This is a genomic window from Ideonella sp. (assembly GCF_041914305.1).
Classification (GTDB): Bacteria; Pseudomonadota; Gammaproteobacteria; order Burkholderiales; family Burkholderiaceae_C; genus Ideonella.
In genome coordinates this window covers 75,228-92,229 of record NZ_JAYSDQ010000001.1, presented here as the reverse complement: position 1 = coordinate 92,229, position 17,002 = coordinate 75,228, and the positions used below count along the sequence as shown (strand labels likewise).

The 17,002-nt window shown below is 71.2% G+C and carries 14 protein-coding genes; 6 read left to right on the top strand and 8 right to left on the bottom strand.

All coding sequences use genetic code 11. The features are described 5' to 3' along the window. The first annotated feature begins 120 nt into the window (after nucleotides 1-120). On the top strand, nucleotides 121-675 hold the full coding sequence (locus tag ACE3SG_RS00400) for an ECF-type sigma factor (protein ID WP_374561870.1): 555 nt from the start codon (nucleotides 121-123) through the stop codon (nucleotides 673-675). 115 nt (nucleotides 676-790) lie between these two features. Then, nucleotides 791-1,414, top strand: a complete 624-nt coding sequence (locus ACE3SG_RS00395) for a hypothetical protein (protein WP_374561869.1) — start codon at nucleotides 791-793, stop codon at nucleotides 1,412-1,414. Between the two features lie 42 nt (nucleotides 1,415-1,456). On the opposite strand, the gene ACE3SG_RS00390 is transcribed toward ACE3SG_RS00395, so the two are convergent. Then, nucleotides 1,457-2,407, bottom strand: a complete 951-nt coding sequence (locus ACE3SG_RS00390; RefSeq protein WP_374561868.1) for an agmatinase — start codon at nucleotides 2,405-2,407, stop codon at nucleotides 1,457-1,459. Nucleotides 2,408-2,506: 99 nt separating this feature from the next. Between ACE3SG_RS00390 and ACE3SG_RS00385 the strand changes: the two genes are divergently transcribed. Beyond that, nucleotides 2,507-3,472 carry a LysR family transcriptional regulator gene (locus ACE3SG_RS00385; RefSeq protein ID WP_374561867.1) on the top strand — a complete coding sequence of 322 codons (966 nt, stop codon included), beginning with the start codon at nucleotides 2,507-2,509 and terminating at the stop codon, nucleotides 3,470-3,472. 130 nt (nucleotides 3,473-3,602) lie between these two features. Further along, a complete protein-coding gene (locus tag ACE3SG_RS00380) occupies nucleotides 3,603-5,528 on the top strand; it encodes a GspE/PulE family protein (protein WP_374561865.1) in 1,926 nt (641 codons plus the stop codon). A 3-nt stretch (nucleotides 5,529-5,531) separates the two neighbouring features. Here ACE3SG_RS00380 and ACE3SG_RS00375 read toward each other — a convergent pair whose 3' ends face one another. Then, nucleotides 5,532-6,512 carry a LysR substrate-binding domain-containing protein gene (locus tag ACE3SG_RS00375; protein ID WP_374561864.1) on the bottom strand — a complete coding sequence of 327 codons (981 nt, stop codon included), beginning with the start codon at nucleotides 6,510-6,512 and terminating at the stop codon, nucleotides 5,532-5,534. A 158-nt stretch (nucleotides 6,513-6,670) separates the two neighbouring features. Between ACE3SG_RS00375 and ACE3SG_RS00370 the strand changes: the two genes are divergently transcribed. Further along, entirely contained in the window at nucleotides 6,671-6,826 is a 156-nt protein-coding gene (locus ACE3SG_RS00370) for a hypothetical protein (RefSeq protein WP_374561863.1), read from the top strand. 28 nt (nucleotides 6,827-6,854) lie between these two features. On the opposite strand, the gene ACE3SG_RS00365 is transcribed toward ACE3SG_RS00370, so the two are convergent. Together ACE3SG_RS00365 and ACE3SG_RS00360 are read right to left on the bottom strand one after the other, a co-directional pair. Continuing rightward, complete coding sequence (locus tag ACE3SG_RS00365) at nucleotides 6,855-9,833, bottom strand: response regulator (protein WP_374561862.1); 2,979 nt, start codon at nucleotides 9,831-9,833, stop codon at nucleotides 6,855-6,857. A 32-nt stretch (nucleotides 9,834-9,865) separates the two neighbouring features. Continuing rightward, entirely contained in the window at nucleotides 9,866-10,366 is a 501-nt protein-coding gene (locus ACE3SG_RS00360) for a DUF2231 domain-containing protein (protein ID WP_374561861.1), read from the bottom strand. Between the two features lie 330 nt (nucleotides 10,367-10,696). Here ACE3SG_RS00360 and ACE3SG_RS00355 point away from each other — a divergent pair, with 330 nt between their 5' ends. Then, nucleotides 10,697-12,043 carry a hypothetical protein gene (locus ACE3SG_RS00355; RefSeq protein WP_374561860.1) on the top strand — a complete coding sequence of 449 codons (1,347 nt, stop codon included), beginning with the start codon at nucleotides 10,697-10,699 and terminating at the stop codon, nucleotides 12,041-12,043. 21 nt (nucleotides 12,044-12,064) lie between these two features. Here ACE3SG_RS00355 and ACE3SG_RS00350 read toward each other — a convergent pair whose 3' ends face one another. The 4 genes from ACE3SG_RS00350 to ACE3SG_RS00335 form a co-directional block, all read right to left on the bottom strand. Then, a complete protein-coding gene (locus ACE3SG_RS00350; protein WP_374561859.1) occupies nucleotides 12,065-12,919 on the bottom strand; it encodes a fumarylacetoacetate hydrolase family protein in 855 nt (284 codons plus the stop codon). Between the two features lie 59 nt (nucleotides 12,920-12,978). Beyond that, nucleotides 12,979-14,046, bottom strand: a complete 1,068-nt coding sequence (locus ACE3SG_RS00345) for a hypothetical protein (protein ID WP_374561858.1) — start codon at nucleotides 14,044-14,046, stop codon at nucleotides 12,979-12,981. Between the two features lie 141 nt (nucleotides 14,047-14,187). Further along, nucleotides 14,188-15,885 (bottom strand): glycoside hydrolase family 9 protein, encoded by a 1,698-nt coding sequence (locus ACE3SG_RS00340; RefSeq protein WP_374561857.1) that lies wholly within the window; start codon nucleotides 15,883-15,885, stop codon nucleotides 14,188-14,190. Then, complete coding sequence (locus ACE3SG_RS00335; protein ID WP_374561856.1) at nucleotides 15,882-17,000, bottom strand: ABC transporter ATP-binding protein; 1,119 nt, start codon at nucleotides 16,998-17,000, stop codon at nucleotides 15,882-15,884. Before ACE3SG_RS00335 ends, ACE3SG_RS00340 begins: the two co-directional genes overlap by 4 nt. Nucleotides 17,001-17,002 lie beyond the last annotated feature (2 nt).

Genomic DNA, 17,002 nt, shown 5'->3' with positions numbered 1-17,002 from the left:
CCCGGCCACTCGTCATCAACATGCATGAGGTGTCACGGGATCCCGGTACGTGCGCCGGTCGACGCGGCGCCGTGGCCGCTTCCACAGTGCCCCCGCATCGACACAGAGGGCACCGACACCATGCCGGATCTCAGTTTGCTCATCGACCAGGTCGCCAACGGCAGCCACGAGGCGCGCCATCTCTTGTTTGCCGCCGCCTATGGTGAGCTGCACCAGCTGGCGCGTGCGCGGCTGCGCCGCTGCGGGCACGACCCGATGCTCGACGCGACCACGCTGGTGCACGAGTCCTACCTTCGGTTCCTGACCGCCGCGCCGCTGCGGCGAGCCGATCGACGCACCTTCTTTGCCTATGCGTCGCAGGTGATGCGCTCGGTGATCACCGACGCTGCGCGCAGCCGCTGGACCGAGCGGCGCGGCGGCGGCGACTCACCGCAAGTGCTGGACGACGACACGCTGGCCGCGCTGCCCGCAGGCCACGAGCAAGGACAGTGGGTGCACGAGGCCTTGGCCGCGCTGGAAGCGGTCGAGCCTCGGCTGGCGCAGGTCGTCCACCTGCGCTGTTTCGGTGGCTACGAGGAACGCGAGATCGGCGCGGCCCTCGGCCTGCACGAGCGCACCGTGCGGCGCGACTGGCGCAAGGCCTGCCGGCTGCTGAAGAGCTTGATCCGCAATTGAGGGGATGCCGCGAAGCCGCCTGTCCGCTTTGCCCTGACGCCCACGTCTGGGCGGGTGAAGGGCTTCAGGTGGCATCGCCGCCGACCTTCGACATCCAAACGCTAGGAGAGAAAGCATGAACGTCAACAAACTCGCCCGCCTGCTGGCCGCCGCCGCGCTGTGCAGCAGCGCGGCCGTCCAGGCCCAATCGAGCTGGGACGGCGTGGGCAACTTCAGCATCGGGGCGAACGCCAACGGTGCCTGGTCGTACCGCGTGCGCGCCGCCGACGGCAGCCTGTCGCTGATGGGCTACTCGAACGCCAACTGCCGCGGCACGCCGGGCCTGGCCTGCTGGAACACCGATGCAGGCGACTGGGACCTGCCGATGATCGGCCTGAACACCACCGGGGCCGAGATCGTGTTCCCGAGCGGCGTGGTCCCGCTGTCGTCGCTGCACATGCACCCCGGTGCCGACGGCGATCGGCCGGTGCTGACCTTCACCGCGCCCGCCACCGACTGGTACCGCGTGACCGGCCAGTTCCAGATGGTCGATCGCACGCCGACCGGTGTGCAGGTGCTGGTGAGCCAGGACGCGACGACGCTGGTCGACAAGCCGTTGACGCTGTTCGGCCAAACCGTGCAGTTCAACCTGAAGCGCAAGCTCAACGCCGGACAGACGATCAACTTCTCGGTCGACGCCGCGGGCAACTTCGCCAACGACAGCACCGAGCTGAAGGTCGGCGTCCTGCGCCTGAACTGATGCGTTAGGGGCTCTCAGGCCTGCGGGGCCCGCGTCCGGTCGTCAGGCCGTGCGCGGGCCTTTTGCCGTGCCGTGGGCCATGCGCCCGCACAGGTGAGTCCAGACGAAGCTGGCCGCCGCGTACGAGGTCAGCTCGGCATGGTCGTAAGGCGGCGCCACCTCGACGCAGTCCATGCCGACGAAGTCGAGATCGGCCAGGTCTTCGAGCAAGCTCAGCACCTGGTTGGTCGTCAGGCCACCGGGCTCGGGCGTGCCGGTGCCGGGGGCGAAAGCGGGGTCGAGGCAATCGATGTCCAGGCTCAGGTACAGCGGCGGCTGGCCGTGGGCCGCCAGGCGCTGGCGGATCGCGCCGGTCACCTCGGCCAGCTGCGCGCTGCTCTCGCGGCCGCGCAGGTCGCGCGCGGTGAAGATCTGGCCGCCCTGGTCGCGCACATAGTCGCGCGCGGCGCGCTCGCCGGCCGAGCGGATACCGATCTGCGTGAAGCACTCGGGCACCACCAGCCCTTCCTGGAAAGCCTCGTAGACCCAGGTGCCGTGGCCGCTGGGCTCACCGAAATGGTCGGTCCAGGTGTCGCAGTGGGCGTCGAAGTGGATCACCGCCAGCGGCCGGCCGAGCCGCTCGCGCTGCGCACGCAGGATCGGCAGCGTGATGGAGTGGTCGCCGCCCAGCCAGACCATGTGCTGGCGCGCCAGCAGCGCCGGCAACTGCCGCGCGAACGCGGCGCGCATGCCGTCGATGCCGGTGTTGGGCAAAGCCAGGTCGCCCCGGTCGTCGAGCGCGTCGATCGGGCTCACGTCGAACAGCGGGTGGATCGCGTCGCACAGCATGTGGCTGGCCTCGCGGATCGCGCGCGGGCCCAGGCGTGCGCCGGGCCGGTTGGTGGTCGAGCCGTCCCAGGCCAGGCCGGCCAGGCCGAACGGGCGCGCCGCGCCGTCGACCGGCGGCGGCGCCTTGAGAAAGCTGGACCCGGAAAGGAAGGCGAATTGGCTCATGGCAACCGTCGGTGAAGCCGCGGCCGGCGGCTCTGGCAACATGCCCGCCACCGTCGCTCGCGAAGACCCGCAGCCTAGCCTGCCTGCCCGCCACCACCCATGACCCGCCGCGCAAGTTCACTTGACACGCCGGCGCTGTTCGCCGGCGACGCGGCGCGCGGCCTGGCACCGGTCGGCGATGCCGAGTTGCGCCAGCTGCGCCTGTTCTGCGTCGTCGTCGCGGCGGGTGGCTTCTCGGCCGCGACGGCCGAGCTGCAAGCCGACCTGTCGACCGTCAGCCGGCGGTTCAAGGAGCTGGAGACCCGCGTCGGCACCCGGCTCGCGCAGCGCGGGCGCAGCGGCTTTGCGCTGACGCCGGCGGGCGAGCAGCTGCACCGCGCGGCGCAGGCGCTGCTCGCGTCGCTGCAGGGCTTTCGAGACCAGATGGCCCACCTGGGCGAGGCCCCTGCGCCGGTGCTGCGGCTGGGCATCGTCGACGCGCTGCTGACCGCGCCACACAATCCGCTGCCGGCCGCGCTGGCGCGCTGTGTCGACAGCCTGCCCGGCCTGCGGCTGCAGTTGCTGTCGCTGCGGCCGATCGAGATCGAGCGGCGCCTGGTCGCCGGCGAGCTCGATGCCGGCGTGCTGGCCGCCCATGCGCCGGCCGCCGGGCTGCAGCAGCAGCGCCTGTACGCCGAGCCCAGCAGCCTCTACATCGCGCCCGGCCACCCGTGGTTCGAGCGCGCCGACGCGACGATCACGCGCGACGACCTGGCGCTGCTGGGCTGTGTCACCGACCCGTATTCGGTCGACCTGCCGCCGCACGCGCAGGCCACCGTCCAGCCCGGCAGCCCACGTGCCGACAGCATCGAGGGCGTGGCGCTGCTGGTCGCCAGCGGCCGCTTCGCCGGCTTCCTGCCCGACCACCTGGTCGCCTCGACCCCCGCGCTGGCCGGTTGGCGCCGCGTGCACCCCACCGTGTTCAGCCACCGGCAAGACATCGTGCTGAGCACCCGACGCGGCAATGCCAGCCCGGCGCTGCGCCGCCTGCTGCGCGAACTTGAGCAGGTTTCGCCGGCCGCTTGACACCGGTCAAATCCGCGACGAAATCGGCCCCGCGCCGCGATGCGGACGCTGGACTTGCAGAATCCATCACAGGCATCCGAGAGGCCATCTGCCGACAATGGTTTTGTAGTCACGAAGCCCTGCCGGACCGATGTCTGTCGACCTTGCCACCGCCCCCAAACCCCAGCCCGCCGCCCCCGGCAACAGCTCGATGCCCGGCAACCTGGACGAGTTGTGGGCCCGCCTGGCCAACCCGCCGGGCCGCCGCGCACGGCATCTCGGCGAAGCCTTGATCGACCACGGGCTGATCGACCAGCAGATCCTCGCCGCGGCGCTGCAGCAGCAGGCCGCCACCCGGCCCCACCGCCTGATCGGCCAGCTGATGGTCGAGCGCGGCGCGCTCTCGTCCAGCCAGCTCGACGCGGTGCTGGCCGAATGGCTGGGCGTGCCGACGGTGGACCTGCGCCAGCTGCTGCCGCAGCCCGACGCGCTGGCCCGCGTACCGGCCGGCCTGGCGCTGCGCGAGACGGTGCTGCCGCTGATGCAGCGCGGCGAGACGCTGGTCATCGCGCTGCCCGACCCCTGGGACCACGCGCTGATCGACGAGCTGCGCTTCGTCAGCGAACGCCATGTGCTGCCGGTGCTGGCCGCGCCGGGCAGCCTGGCGCCGGCGGTGGCCCGGGCCTACACCACGCCGCGCGGCGACACGGCCAACACCCCCGCCGCAGGCGCCACCGAACACGCGTTCGCCCAGCGCGACGTGCACGCACTGGCAGCCGAGCTCGCGGCCTACGACAACGGGCCGGGCCGCCCGGGCGAGGCCGTCGTCTCCGAGTCGGACAACACGCTGGTGCGCCTGGTCAACACGATGATCAGCGATGCGATCCGCCTGCGCGCGTCGGACATCCACGTCGAGACCGCCGACGGCGCGAGGCCGACGCGCATCCGCCTGCGGGTGGACGGTGAGCTGCAGGCCTACCTCGAGCTGCCGGCGCACTGGCGCTTCGCGGTCGTCGCGCGGCTGAAGATCATGGCCGACCTGGACATCTCGGAACACCGCAAGCCGCAGGACGGCAAGATCGACTTCGCGCGCTTCGGCGGCCCGTCGATCGAGCTGCGCATGGTCACCGTGCCGACCACCCGCGGGCTCGAAGACGTGGTGCTGCGGCTGCTGTCGGGCCTGAAGCCGATGCCGCTGGAGTCGATCGGCCTGAGCCCGGGCAACCTGGCCGCGCTGCGCACGATCACCGCCAAGCCCTACGGCCTGATCCTCGTCTGCGGCCCGACCGGCTGCGGCAAGACCACCACCTTGCACTCGGTGATGCGCGAGCTGAACACCACGCAGCGCAAGATCTGGACCGCCGAGGACCCGGTCGAGATCACGCAAGACGGGCTGCGCCAGGCGCAGATGAACCCGCGCATCGGCTGGACCTTTGCCGCCGCGATGCGCACCTTCCTGCGCGCCGACCCCGACGTGATCATGATCGGCGAGATGCGCGACGAAGAGACCGCCCGCATCGCGATCGAGGCCTCGCTGACCGGCCATCTGGTGCTGTCGACGCTGCACACCAACTCGGCGCCCGAGAGCATCACGCGGCTGCTCGAGATCGGGCTGGACCCGTTCACCTTCTCCGACTCGCTGCTCGGCATCCTGGCCCAACGCCTGGTGCGGCGCCTGTGCGTGCACTGCCGCGTGCCGCAGCCGCTGAACGAGGCCGCGCAGCAGCAGCTGGCCGACCACTACCTCGGCCACCGCCGCGACGATGCCGCGGCCCGCACCGCGCTGCTGGCCGGCTGGCGCCGGCTGCACGGCGGCCCCGGCGGCGAGCTGCGCCTGTACCGGCCCGGCGGCTGCGCGGCCTGCGAAGGCCACGGCTACCACGGCCGCCTGGGCCTGCACGAGCTGATGCTGTCCGACACGCAGATCAGCGAGCTGGTGCGCCACCGGGCGCCGGCCTCGGCCCTGCAGACCGCGGCGCTGGCCGGCGGCATGGTCACGCTGCGGCAGGACGGCATCAACAAGGCCCTGGCCGGCTTGACCGACCTGGCCGAGGTGCTGGCGGCCAGCAACAGCTGAGGGCTACCTGCGCGTGCGGCGCGGCCGCGCGGTGACCTTGGCGGTGGCGGCCGCCGTTGTCGTGATCGAGGCGGCTGCGGCGACCGGCGCGTCCAGCTCACGCTGCGACAAGGCCAGCTCGTCCAGCAGCCATTCGCGCAGCGCCACCAGCGGCGGCCAAGCGGCCAGCTCGGGTGGGTAAGCCAGCCAGTAGGTCTGGCCCTGCTCTTCGCGCATCGCCACCGGCGACAGCCGCACCAGCCGACCGTCGCGCAGCGCGTCGGCCGCGAGGATCTCGCGCGCCAGCGCCAGGCCCAGGTTCTGCTCGGCGGCCTGCAGCATCAGGCCCGCGTCGCTGAAGGCGGCCACCGGGTTGACGCGGGTTCGCACCTGGTTGAGCGCAAACCAGCGCTGCCATTGCACGTTGCTGCCCAGCAGCGGCTCATCGGCCAGCTCGGCGGCGCAGCAGCCCTGCAGCCGGCGCGCCGCCTGCGGTGAGCCCAGCACGATCATCGGCGAGTCGGTCAGGCAGACCGCGTCCAGCCCGCGCCATTGGCCGCTGCCCTGGCGCAGCGCGGCGTGAAAGCCCTCGCGCTGCAGCTCGACCAGCTGCTGCGAGGTGTGCAGCTCCAGCCCGATGTCGGGGTGCCGCTCGCGCCAGCGGCCCATGCGCGGCAGCAGCCAGCGCTGCGCGAACGACGACAGCAGCGTGATGCGCAGGCGCTGCTCGGCGTTGCCCGAGGCCAGCGCGGCGGTGCGCACACCTTCGTCAAGCGCCGCCAGCGCCGGCTCGACCGCCCGCAGCAATGCCATGCCGGCCGCGTTCAGCGCCACACGGCGACCACGCCGGTCGAACAGCTCGAAGCCGATCTGCTCTTCGAGCAGCTTGATCTGCTGGCTGACGGCGCTGTGCGTCAGGTGCAGCTCATCGGCCGCGGCGCGCAGGTTCTCGAGCCGCGCAACGGCGCGGAAGGCGGGCAGGGTCTGGAGCGGCAGTCGGGCCATGGCATTTCCCTCGTCTGGTAAGCATAGACGACCAACTTCGCCAGAACAAATCGATTCCTTTCCAGCGACTGGACTTCTATTCTTACCAGCACCGAATCACCCGGCAGCCCCACCGCCCCACCCGGGCGGCCCGCGCTGCCACCTGCCGGAGAAGCCGTATGAAGACCCCGCTGCGTGTTCGCGCCACCGCCCTCGTCGTCGCCGTGATGTTGACGACCGTGCTGGCCCAGGCCCTGGCCCTGTTCGCGCTGCCGCCCTCGGGCGACGTGCTGCTCGCCCAGGCCGCCACAGCCGTCGCTCACCACGCGCCGTGAGGGCCGGCCTGCAGGCAGCGCCGGCCGGTCACGCGGTGGCCATGCCGGCGGCCGCGGCGACCCGCGGCGCCACCGCGTCGAGCGTGGTGAAGGCCTGCTCCAGTGCGCCGTGCAGCCGCGCCGCGGCGGCAGCCTGCGCACTGTCCGGCCTCACCTGGCTGTGCGACAGCTCGCGCGCCAGCTCGTGCACCTCGGCCAGGCCCAGCATGCCCGACGAGCCGGCCAAGCCATGGGCCAGGCGCGACAACGCCGGCCAGTCGCCGGCGCGGCTGAAGGCGTCGATGCGCGCCAGGTCGCCCTGGTGGTGCGAGACGAAGGCCTGCAGCAGCTTGCGGTACATGCGCGTGTCGCCGGCCAGCCGCTCCAGCGCCTGCGGCACCGCCACCCCGGGCAGCAGTTGCGCCAGCGCGCTGGCCTCGCCCGAGATGCCGGACTCGGTCTGCGCCAGTTGCACGCTGCCCTGCTTCGGCGCGATGCGCGACAACAGCGTCTCGACCAGCTCGCGCGGGTCGATCGGCTTGGCCACATGGCCGTCCATGCCGGCGGCCAGGCAGTCCTGCCGGTCTTGCGACAGGGCCGACGCCGTCATCGCGACGATCGGCAGCTCCTGCCCCTGCGGCAGCGTGCGGATCAGGCGCGTGGCCTGCAGCCCGTCCATCTCGGGCATCTGCACGTCCATCAACACCAGGTCGTAGTGCTGGCCCTTGACGCAGTCGACGGCCTCGATGCCGTTGCCGGCCACCGTCACGTTCATCCCGGCCTTGGCCAGGAACTCGGCCGCCACCTGCTGGTTGATCGCGTTGTCCTCGACCAGCAGCACGCGCGCACCGTGGATCGGCCGCGTCGCCTCGGCAAAGTCGAAGCGGCGCCGCGCCGCCGGCGTCACCTGCACCCGGCCGACGCTGCGGTTTTGCAGCAGCACCACCGCGTCGAACAGGCGTGACGGCGTGACCGGCTTGGTCAGCAGCATGTCGGCCGGCACCGCGCCGGCCAGTGCCAGCACCCGCTCATGCGCCGACACGGCGACCAGCATCACGATCGCCAGCGGCCGGCCACGGGCCGGGTGCGCGTGCCGGCGCAACGCGGCGGCCAGCCCGCCGCCTTCGGCGATGCCGGGGGTCTTCTCGTCCAGCAGCACCAGGTCGAACGGCGCGCCGCGCTCGTCGGCGGCGCGCAGCTCGGCCAGCGCCTCGTCGCCGGCCGCGGCGCCCTCGACCTCGAAGCCCCACGACTGCAGTTGCTGCGTCAGGATCTGCGCCGAGGTGTCTTGCGGGTCGACCACCAGCACGCGCATGGCCTGGATGCGGTGCAGCTCGAGCCGGCGGCGCTGCAGCGGCGCCGCGTCGAAACGCGCGGTGAAGGCGAACACGCTGCCGTGCCCCGGCGCGCTGCTGACGCCGATCTGCCCGCCCATCAGCCCGACCAGCCGGCGGCAGATCGCCAGCCCCAGCCCGGTGCCGCCGTACTGGCGCGTGGTCGACCGGTCGGCCTGCGTGAAGGGCTGGAACAGGCGCGCTGCCTGCTCGGGCGACATGCCGATGCCGGTGTCGCGCACTTCGAAGCGCAGCATCACGGGCGGTGAGGGTGCGTCGTCGCTCGCCGCGGCCGGCGCCGACTGCGGGGTGGCATCGACCGCCACGATGACCTCGCCGCGCGGCGTGAACTTGATCGCGTTGCCGACCAGGTTGGCCAGCACCTGGTTCAGGCGCATCGCGTCGCCCATCAGGCTTCGCGGCACGCCGGGGTCGATCTCGAAATACAAGCCGAGCCCGGCCTCTTCGGCCCGCGCCGCGAACAGGCTGCCCACCTGGTCGACGACCTCTTCGGGGCTGAACTCCTCATGTTCGAGCGTCAGCTTGCCGGCCTCGATCTTCGAGTAGTCGAGGATGTCGTCGAGCAGCCGCATCAGCGAGCGCGACGAGCCGTGCACCTTGGTCAGGTAGTCGCGCTGGCGCTCGCTCAGCTCGGTGTCCAGCGCCAGGTGCGTCAGGCCGATGATCGCGTTCATCGGCGTGCGGATCTCGTGGCTCATGTTGGCCAGGAACAGGCCCTTGGCGCGGTCGGCCTCCAGCGCGGCGTCGCGCGCCTCGGCCAGCGCGGCGCCCTGCTCGTGCTCTTGCCGGTGCATCGCCACCAGGCGGCTGTACAGGTGCGCGTTCTCGGCCAGCAACTCGGCCAGCACATAGGTGGCCGCCAGCAGGCCGTACAGGCGCCCGCCGTAGAAGCCCAGGTCGTAGCGGCCGGCGTTGAAGACGGCCGACAGCGCGATGTCGAAGGTCCACGCGAACATCACGACCACCAGCCACAGGTCGAGCACGGTCTTGCCGGGCCGGCGCAGCAGCAGCACCACGGCCGCCAAGTTGACCAGCCAGACGCCGCCCACCACCGTCGTCATCGCCGGGCTGTAGTGGTTGCCGACCATGATCGGCGGCAACAGCCCTTCGCCGGCGGTCGCGAGCACCGTCAACGCAGCCACCACCGCCAGCACCACCAGCAGGCCCAGCCCCACCGCCCGGCGAACCCACGCCAGCGACCGCACCGGCGCCACCCCGGGCAGCGCGCTGCGGCCGGCGTAGACCAGCACCCCCAGCGGAAAGCCGGCATGCCAGAGCATGTAGAGCCAGGCGGTGGTCTGCGGCCCGGCGCCGAGCGCACCGCCCGGCGCGAACAGGCCCGGAAAACTCAACGCATGCACGCTCGCCATCAGCGCCGAGAACAGGTAGGCCGCGGCCAGCCCACCCAGCATCGGGCGCCCGAGGATGCGGAACTGGCCCAGCAGCAGGTAGGCCGTGATCAGGTCGCTGAGCACCAGCGCCGACTGGTACAGCGGGATGAAAGCCGTCAGCGGCGGCAGCGGTGTCTTGGCCCATGGCACCAGTGCCATGAACAACAGCGCCGAGACCAGCACCACGGCCAGCGCGCGGCGCTGCACCGGCCGGCGCGCCGGCGTGGTGGCCACGAAGAGCTCGCTGCTGTCGGGGAGCGCGGCCGGCGGCGTCGACACCATCGGCCCAGCGCGGGGGGTATCGGCCGGCACCTTCAGCGGGCCCTCGGGTGAGGCGGCATCGGCGGCGGCTCGGTCGGCGGGCTGCCCGTGTCCGCCGGCGCGCGCGGCGGCACCGTCTTCAACCGATCGACCAGTTCACCGCCCAGCCAGGCGGCGACCAACGCGACCGCCGCCGCGCCGAACGACAACAGATGCGCCAGCATCGGCGGCGGGGCCGTCTCGTCCTGGCGCAGCCACCAACTGCCGGCGAACAACAACAGGACCAGCACATTGCCCGCGCCGTGCCAGGCGCCGATGCTCTTGGCGCGAGAGCCGCGCGCCATCGCCCGCCAGTCGAGGTAGCCCCACGGTGCCGCGACCACACCGCCGACCAGCCCGGCCGCGATCAGCGGCCGCGCGACGATCGCCGCCGATTCGCTGTCGCCGAGCAGATGGACCAGGTCGAACACCACCGACGCCGCCAGCAAGCCGAGCGGCAGCACCACCAGCACCTGGTGCAGGGGGTGTCCGAACAGCGTGGCGCGACTTTGCATGGACAAGCGGCTTGGCGCGGGGCGATGTGGGAATTCGGCAATCGGCATTCCCGGCGAACGCCGGGCCGCCGCAGCGCAAACCGCTCATTTCTCAGTGAAAGCTGGCAAGCGACGGCCTGCGCGAACGGCGCCCAGCGACGCAGCGGCAATTTCGGCGGCAGGTTTGCCCGGCGTGCGGGCACACCGGCGTTGCGGGCGCGGGGGCGGTCGACGTAAAGGCCAGGTAAAGCAGCCCCGCAAAAGCGCGCGCCCCTGGCTCGCCAGTGGGACGGACGAACCCGTGGCTCCTACACTGGTTTCTTCACCACTTCGCGAACGATGGCCATGCGCTTGCGTGCCCTCCCCTCGTTGTTGTTCGTCGGTTTCGCCGTCGCCGCGGGCCCGAGTGCCCAGGCGGCGGCGCCGTGCACCGTGTTCAGCGGCAGCACCTTGCCAGCGATCGATCCGCTCACCTACAAGTACCGCGACCCCGGGCACCCGGAAGACGACCTGACGGTGACCTACCGCAAGTGGAACGACTACTGCTATGCCGACGCCGAGACCTGGCAGGAATGGCGTGACGAAAACAACTGGCTGACCTCGAAGGGCAAGCCCGACAAGGTCTCGCTGTCGCAGCGGCTGGACTTCTATCGCCGCGCCAACCAGCCGCTGACCGAAACCCTGCCGCTGGTGCTCTTTGCGCATCCAGGTGGCCCGACCGAAGATTTCTCGGACGACTCACCGCAGTTGCGCTGGGTCGTGATGACGCTGGTCAAGGCGGGCTATGCGGTGGCTTCCGTCGAATCGCGCCACCCGCTGAGCAGCATCGTGGCGCCGCGCCTGCCCAAGTTCGAGAGCCCCGACTGGCCGCCCGTCACCAAGAGCCCGATCCCCAGCGACGACATCGCCTCGGCGGTGCGCTGGCTCAAGCTCAACAAGACCGCTTTCGGCATCGACCCGACCCAGGTGGTGGTGGTCGGCCAGTCGCGCGGCTCGGCCGCGCTGCTCAACGCACTGCTGAACATCCCCGGCGATCCGCATGCGAGCGACTGGCGGTCAAAGTCATCGACCGTGCGCGGCGCCTATCTCTACCAGGCGCAGACGACCTATGTCGAGGACGAACTCGCCCAGGTCTTCGTCGCAGACGAAGGGCTGTACCGCTACTGGCTGCACCAGGACACGCCCGACGCCATCTTGCCGCCCGGTGGTGACCCGAACCGGTTGCCCGGCAGCGCCGTGCAACTGGCCCGAACGATCCCGCTCGACGGGCTGGTGCCGGTGCACCTGTCATACGACCACGACACCGTGCTTCAACCCGACGGCGTGCACCTGAAGCCGCAATGCTTCGAGAGCAACAACCGCAACCGCCGCTACGAGGGTGACGACGACGACAACGATCCCGACACCAAGCCGATCTACGACCCCCGTCTGATGCCACGCTGCCCGGGCGACGTGGATCGCGAAGTGTTCGATGTGCACGACCCGAACTACGGCCAGTATTTCGCCCAGGCCTATGCGGACCGCGGCACGCCCGAGCGCGTGACGCGTTGCGGTGGTGTCGGCGACGACAACGTCAAGGGCGGTTATGCCGACCTGCTCGGCTTCGTGCAGAGCGCGCTGAAAGGCTTGCCTTACACGCCCACCTGCCCGGCCGGCGGCCATGTCGTGCCCACGCCGCCGCCCGACGCCATGAACTGATGTGGCCCGGTCGACGAGGTATCAGCCCTCGTCGACCACCGGGTTGCGCAGCACACCGATCCCTTCGACCTCGACCTCGCAGACGTCGCCGGCCTTCATCCACACCGGCGGCGTGCGGGCCATGCCGACGCCGGCCGGGGTGCCGGTGATCAGCATGTCGCCGGGCTGCAGCGTCATCGCCTCGGAGCAGGCGGCCACCAGCGACGCCACGTCGAAGATCATGTCGCGGGTGTTGGCGTTCTGCAGCGTCTGGCCGTTCAGGCGGCACTGGATCTGCAGGCCCGCGGCACCCGGGGGCAGCTCGTCGGCGGTCACGAACACCGGGCCAAAGGCGCCGGTGGCATCGAAGTTCTTGCCCAGCAGCCACTGCGGCGTGCGCAGCTGGTGGTCGCGGATCGATCCGTCGTTGAACATCGAATAGCCGGCGACATGCGCCAGCGCCTGCTCGCGCGGGATGTGGCGGCCGCCACGGCCGATCACCGCGACCAGCTCGGCCTCGTAGTCGAACTGCACCGACGCCTTCGGCCGCACCAGCGGCTGGCCGTGCGCAACCCATGACGATGGGTAGCGCGGGAACACCACCGGGTGTTTCGGCAACTCGAAGCGGCTTTCAGCCGCATGATCTTGGTAGTTCAGCCCGATGGCCAAGGCCTTGGCGGGCTGCAGCAGTGGCGGCAGATAGGTGAGGCCGGCCAGCGGGCGGCGTGGGGCTTTTTGAAGCGCGGCCGGCACCGCGGCGAGGCCGGCGGGGCCCAGGCGCAGCAGCCCGTCCAGCGTGTCGGGCAGGCCCGCCGCGCCGAGGTCGGCCAGTTCCTCACCCACGCAAGCGCCGAGGGCCGGCCGGCCCTGCTCGTTGACGAACGCGATCAGTCTCATCACCGCTCCCCGCCCCGGGGCGGGGCACCGGCCGATGATGCCTCAGTGACCGAAGGTGGTCATTCAGCGTCGTCGCCGTAGCGCGCCTGAGCCACCGGCTTCAGCCGCTGCCGCGACACCCGCGCCGTCACCCCCTGCTGCCCCGGCTCACTCGGCGTGATCGAGACCACCACCGCGTCACGCTCGAAGCGAAGGTCGACACGATCGTCGTTGGTGCTGACACAGTCTTCGTCGAGCGCCTGCTCCGGGTCGTCGGCATCGACCACGCTGCACAGCTTGGCCAGCTCAGGCAGCGCGGCCGCATAGGCAGGCACGGCGCCGGGGTAGACGGCGCGGGAGGTGTCGATCATCACCAGCCAAGCTTTGCCCGCATGCGCGTCGAGCACGGCCAATTCGCGCCCGTCGGCCGACCAGACCAGCCGGGACAGGCTGACGTGCCGATCGGCCGCCGCGTCCACCACGGTCGATCGCGCCAGCTCCCGCGCGGACAGAGGATAGAGCGCGACACCGGGCGCGAAATTGCTGAGCGTGTCGCCGTCTGTGGGCCCCGCAGGGTGTTTCTTCGAATAGGACGGCCGATTGGCCTGCGGGGTCGAGAAGACGTCGTACAGGCGGTACTGGCTCTCGCCCTGGGGCGCGAACGGCGCCGGGTGAAAACGCTCGAAGGCGATGCGCCGCCCGTCCGGCGACGCCGAGACGTTCTGCCCCCAGAAGTTGTCGAGCTGCCGCCCCGAGGCCAGATCGAAGAGGGTGACATCGCCACGCAGGCTGTGGTTGGCCCAGGCGCACACCACCAGCCGGCCATCGGCCACCCACATGCGGTGGACGACCCCGGCGATGCTGGACAGGTCGAACAAGCGCAGCACGCCGTCCGGGCCCTTGGCACTGACCTGCTTCGTCTCGCCCTTCTTGTTCTGCACCACACGCAGCTCGAAGCCCTGGCTCGACACCGGTGTCTTCACCCCATAGCGCGGGTGCTGCATGTCAAAGACACTGGCCACGTCGTCCGCGCCGTATTGCTGGCCGATCGGCTGGCTCCAGACCGTGGGCGCCAGGGCGGACAAGACCAGCGCCGGCGCCAGGCAGCGGCAAAGCGAGAAACGCGAAGGCGAGAGACGTGAAGACATGAGGGCGGCGTGATCCAGGCCAGCCCCGCGCCGGCCTAACGCCAAGAATGCTAGGCAATCCGACTGCGCACCACCGACTGCAAACGTGGGGTGTGGCCGGCGAGCCACGGGGCAGCAGCCTCGCCGCGCGCCGCCACCGGCCTATGCCTGCGCCAACGCCAGCGCCAGCATCAGCCACGCCCCGTGCGGCAGCCACTGCTCGCTCCAGCGCCACGAGTGCATCGGGTCGGTCTGCGCGGGCAGGCGGAAGTCGATGTCTTCTTCGTCGTCCAGCCCGGCGGTGATGCCGTTGCAGACGCCGCCGGGCGCGTTCCAGTAGCGCGGCTCGTAGCGCGGCGCGGGGCCGTGGCCGGCACCTTGCATCATGCAGGTGTCGAAAGGGTTGCGGCCGAAGATCCAGTCGAGCGTGGCATCGGCGTAGGCCTGCAGCGGGCCTTCGCCGGCTGCGCCCAGGTGCGGGCGGGCCCACAGCATCGCCGCGGCCAGCGAGGCCAGGCGCGCGTTCTCGCCTTGCCACCAGTAGCCGCTGTCGTTGGTGTGCGGCATGAAGAACTGCGCGCGGCCCGGCCGGGTGGGCGTCTGAACGTATTGGCGCGGCAGGTCGAACGGGTTGCTCTCGCCACTGGCGGTGACCTGCAGCTCCCACTGCAGGCCGCGGCGCAGTGCGGCGCGCAGGGCATCGGCATCGGCCACGCCGGCGCAGGCTTCGAGCGTGCGCAGCAGCGCCACATAGGGCAGGCCGGCTTCGGCGGCGTGGGTGTAGCTGCGGGTCTTCGCGTCGTCGGCCCAGAACCAGCCGTCGGCATGCTGGCGGGCCAGCAGGCGTTCGGCGCGGTGGCGCACCGCGGCGGCATGGGTCGCCTGGCCGTCGGTCGCTGCGCACAGCTCGGTCGCAGCGAGCAACGCGCAGTAGTCGTCGATGATGTTCTCGCGGCCGTCGGGCAGGTAGCGGGTGTTGTGCTCGGCCAGGTGGGCAAACGCGCGCTCCGCGGCGGCCAGGTAGGCGCCGCGCGTGAACGCACCGTCGCGCGGCAAGCTGCTCGCGCGGGCCAGCGCCGCGATCGCGCTGCCGGCGCCCTGGCGAAAGCCGGCCTGCAGCGTGGTCAGCAGCTGGCCCTTTTGCGTGGCGTAGGCGCAGAGCCGGCGTTGATCGACATCCTTGCTCCAGCGGTCGAACACTGTCTGGCAGAAATAGCCATCGGGGTGCAGCATGCGGTGCAAGAAGTCGGCGCCGTGCAGCGCCTCGTCGACCAGGCGGTCTTCCATCCAGATGCCGGGCTCGGCCAGGCGCGCGCGAGTCTCGAGCAGGTTCCACACCACCTGCGGCGTTTGCTGCGGGTTGAGGAAGTTCGCGTACGACAGGTGCGTCAGGTACTTGCTCGCGTCGCCCGAGGCGTCGTACCAGCCGCCGTGCACGTCCATCCGTTCGGCCAGTTCTGCGTCCTCACGCTGGACGGGGCATTGGCGATCCGCCGCGTCGAAGACACCCCCACAGCGCTGCGACTTGATGTAGTGCAGCAGGTCGGAGATGTGTTGCCCGTCGTAGAGCTGCTCGCTGATCGAAAAGGGCTGCGACTGCAAGGGCAGGCCGGTGCCCGCTGCGGCGACGATGTAACGCCCCGGCGCCTGCAGCGCACCGAACTCGGCCGCCCAGTACTGCCAATCGCGCCAGCGCTGCACCGGGCCCAGCGGCTGCCAGCGGCCCGCGAACACGACCTGGCGTTGGTCCACTTCATAGACGATGAAGCGCTCGCCCGGTGGCGCGCTGCTGGCTTGCAGCAGGGCGCGTTTGCTTGGTGCCGCGGCGCGGTAGCCCAGGTGGTTGTGCAGGATCTTCATGGCGCGTCGTCTTGGCGGGTCCGCGGCAGGGCGCGGCCGGCGGCGTCGAACAACAAGGCCTGGCCGGCGGCCGCCTGCAACACCACCGGGCTGCCGACGGGCGCCACATCGAGCGGTGGTCGCTTCAACGCCAGCCGCGTGCCATCGGGGCCTGCCACCACGTGCAGCAGCTGGTGGTCGCCCAGGTACTCGGCCAGCGCCACCTGGGCCGGCAGGCTGTTGCCAATGGGCGTGGCATCGGCCAGCTCCAGGTGCTCCGGCCGAATACCCACCGTCACCGCGTCACCCGTTGTCAACCGGCGCGCATCGGCCGCCACCTGAAGCCGCGCGAGACCCGTCACCTCGACCTCGGCCAGCTCGGCGCCGGCGCGCAGCAGCCGCCCCGGCAGCAGGTTGATCTTCGGCGAGCCCAGGAAGCCCGCGACGAACAGGTTGCACGGCGCACGGTACAGCTCGGCCGGCCGCCCCACCTGTTGCACCACGCCGCCGTCGAACACGGCCATCCGGTCGGCCAGCGTCATCGCCTCGACCTGGTCGTGCGTCACGTAGACCATCGTCGCGCCGAGCCGGCGGTGCAGCGCGGCCAGTTCGACCCGCAGCGTCTGCCGCAGCGCGGCGTCGAGGTTCGACAGCGGCTCGTCGAACAAGAAGACGCGCGGCTCGCGCACGATCGCGCGGCCGATCGCCACGCGCTGGCGTTGCCCGCCCGACAGCGCCGCCGGCTTGCGCTGCAGCAGCGGCTCGATCTGCAGCAGCTTGGCGGCTCGGTTCACACGCTGCGTGACCTCGGCCTTGGCCATGCCGGCCATGCGCGGCGCAAAGGCCAGGTTGTCGTGCACGCTCATGTGCGGGTACAGCGCGTAGCTCTGGAACACCATCGCCACGCCGCGCTGCGCCGGCGGCAGGTCGGTCGCCCGGCGCTCGCCGATGAAGATCTCGCCGCCACTGGCTTCTTCGAGCCCGGCGATCAGCCGCAGCAGCGTCGATTTGCCCGAGCCCGACGGGCCGACGAAGACGACGAACTCGCCGTCGGCGATGTGCAGGTCCACGCCCGCCAGCACCGGTTGACCGGCGGTGAACTGTTTCGCGACGCCCTGCAGAGATACCGAAGCCATCT

Coding starts and splice junctions, on each gene's coding strand:
- ACE3SG_RS00375 (WP_374561864.1), bottom strand. CDS start 6,512: ATGGCCCGACTGCCGCTCCAGACCCTGCCCGCCTTCCGCGCCGTTGCG.
- ACE3SG_RS00395 (WP_374561869.1), top strand. CDS start 791: ATGAACGTCAACAAACTCGCCCGCCTGCTGGCCGCCGCCGCGCTGTGC.
- ACE3SG_RS00335 (WP_374561856.1), bottom strand. CDS start 17,000: ATGGCTTCGGTATCTCTGCAGGGCGTCGCGAAACAGTTCACCGCCGGT.
- ACE3SG_RS00385 (WP_374561867.1), top strand. CDS start 2,507: ATGACCCGCCGCGCAAGTTCACTTGACACGCCGGCGCTGTTCGCCGGC.
- ACE3SG_RS00350 (WP_374561859.1), bottom strand. CDS start 12,919: ATGAGACTGATCGCGTTCGTCAACGAGCAGGGCCGGCCGGCCCTCGGC.
- ACE3SG_RS00340 (WP_374561857.1), bottom strand. CDS start 15,885: ATGAAGATCCTGCACAACCACCTGGGCTACCGCGCCGCGGCACCAAGC.
- ACE3SG_RS00345 (WP_374561858.1), bottom strand. CDS start 14,046: ATGTCTTCACGTCTCTCGCCTTCGCGTTTCTCGCTTTGCCGCTGCCTG.
- ACE3SG_RS00390 (WP_374561868.1), bottom strand. CDS start 2,407: ATGAGCCAATTCGCCTTCCTTTCCGGGTCCAGCTTTCTCAAGGCGCCG.
- ACE3SG_RS00360 (WP_374561861.1), bottom strand. CDS start 10,366: ATGCAAAGTCGCGCCACGCTGTTCGGACACCCCCTGCACCAGGTGCTG.
- ACE3SG_RS00380 (WP_374561865.1), top strand. CDS start 3,603: ATGTCTGTCGACCTTGCCACCGCCCCCAAACCCCAGCCCGCCGCCCCC.
- ACE3SG_RS00365 (WP_374561862.1), bottom strand. CDS start 9,833: ATGGTGTCGACGCCGCCGGCCGCGCTCCCCGACAGCAGCGAGCTCTTC.
- ACE3SG_RS00370 (WP_374561863.1), top strand. CDS start 6,671: ATGAAGACCCCGCTGCGTGTTCGCGCCACCGCCCTCGTCGTCGCCGTG.
- ACE3SG_RS00400 (WP_374561870.1), top strand. CDS start 121: ATGCCGGATCTCAGTTTGCTCATCGACCAGGTCGCCAACGGCAGCCAC.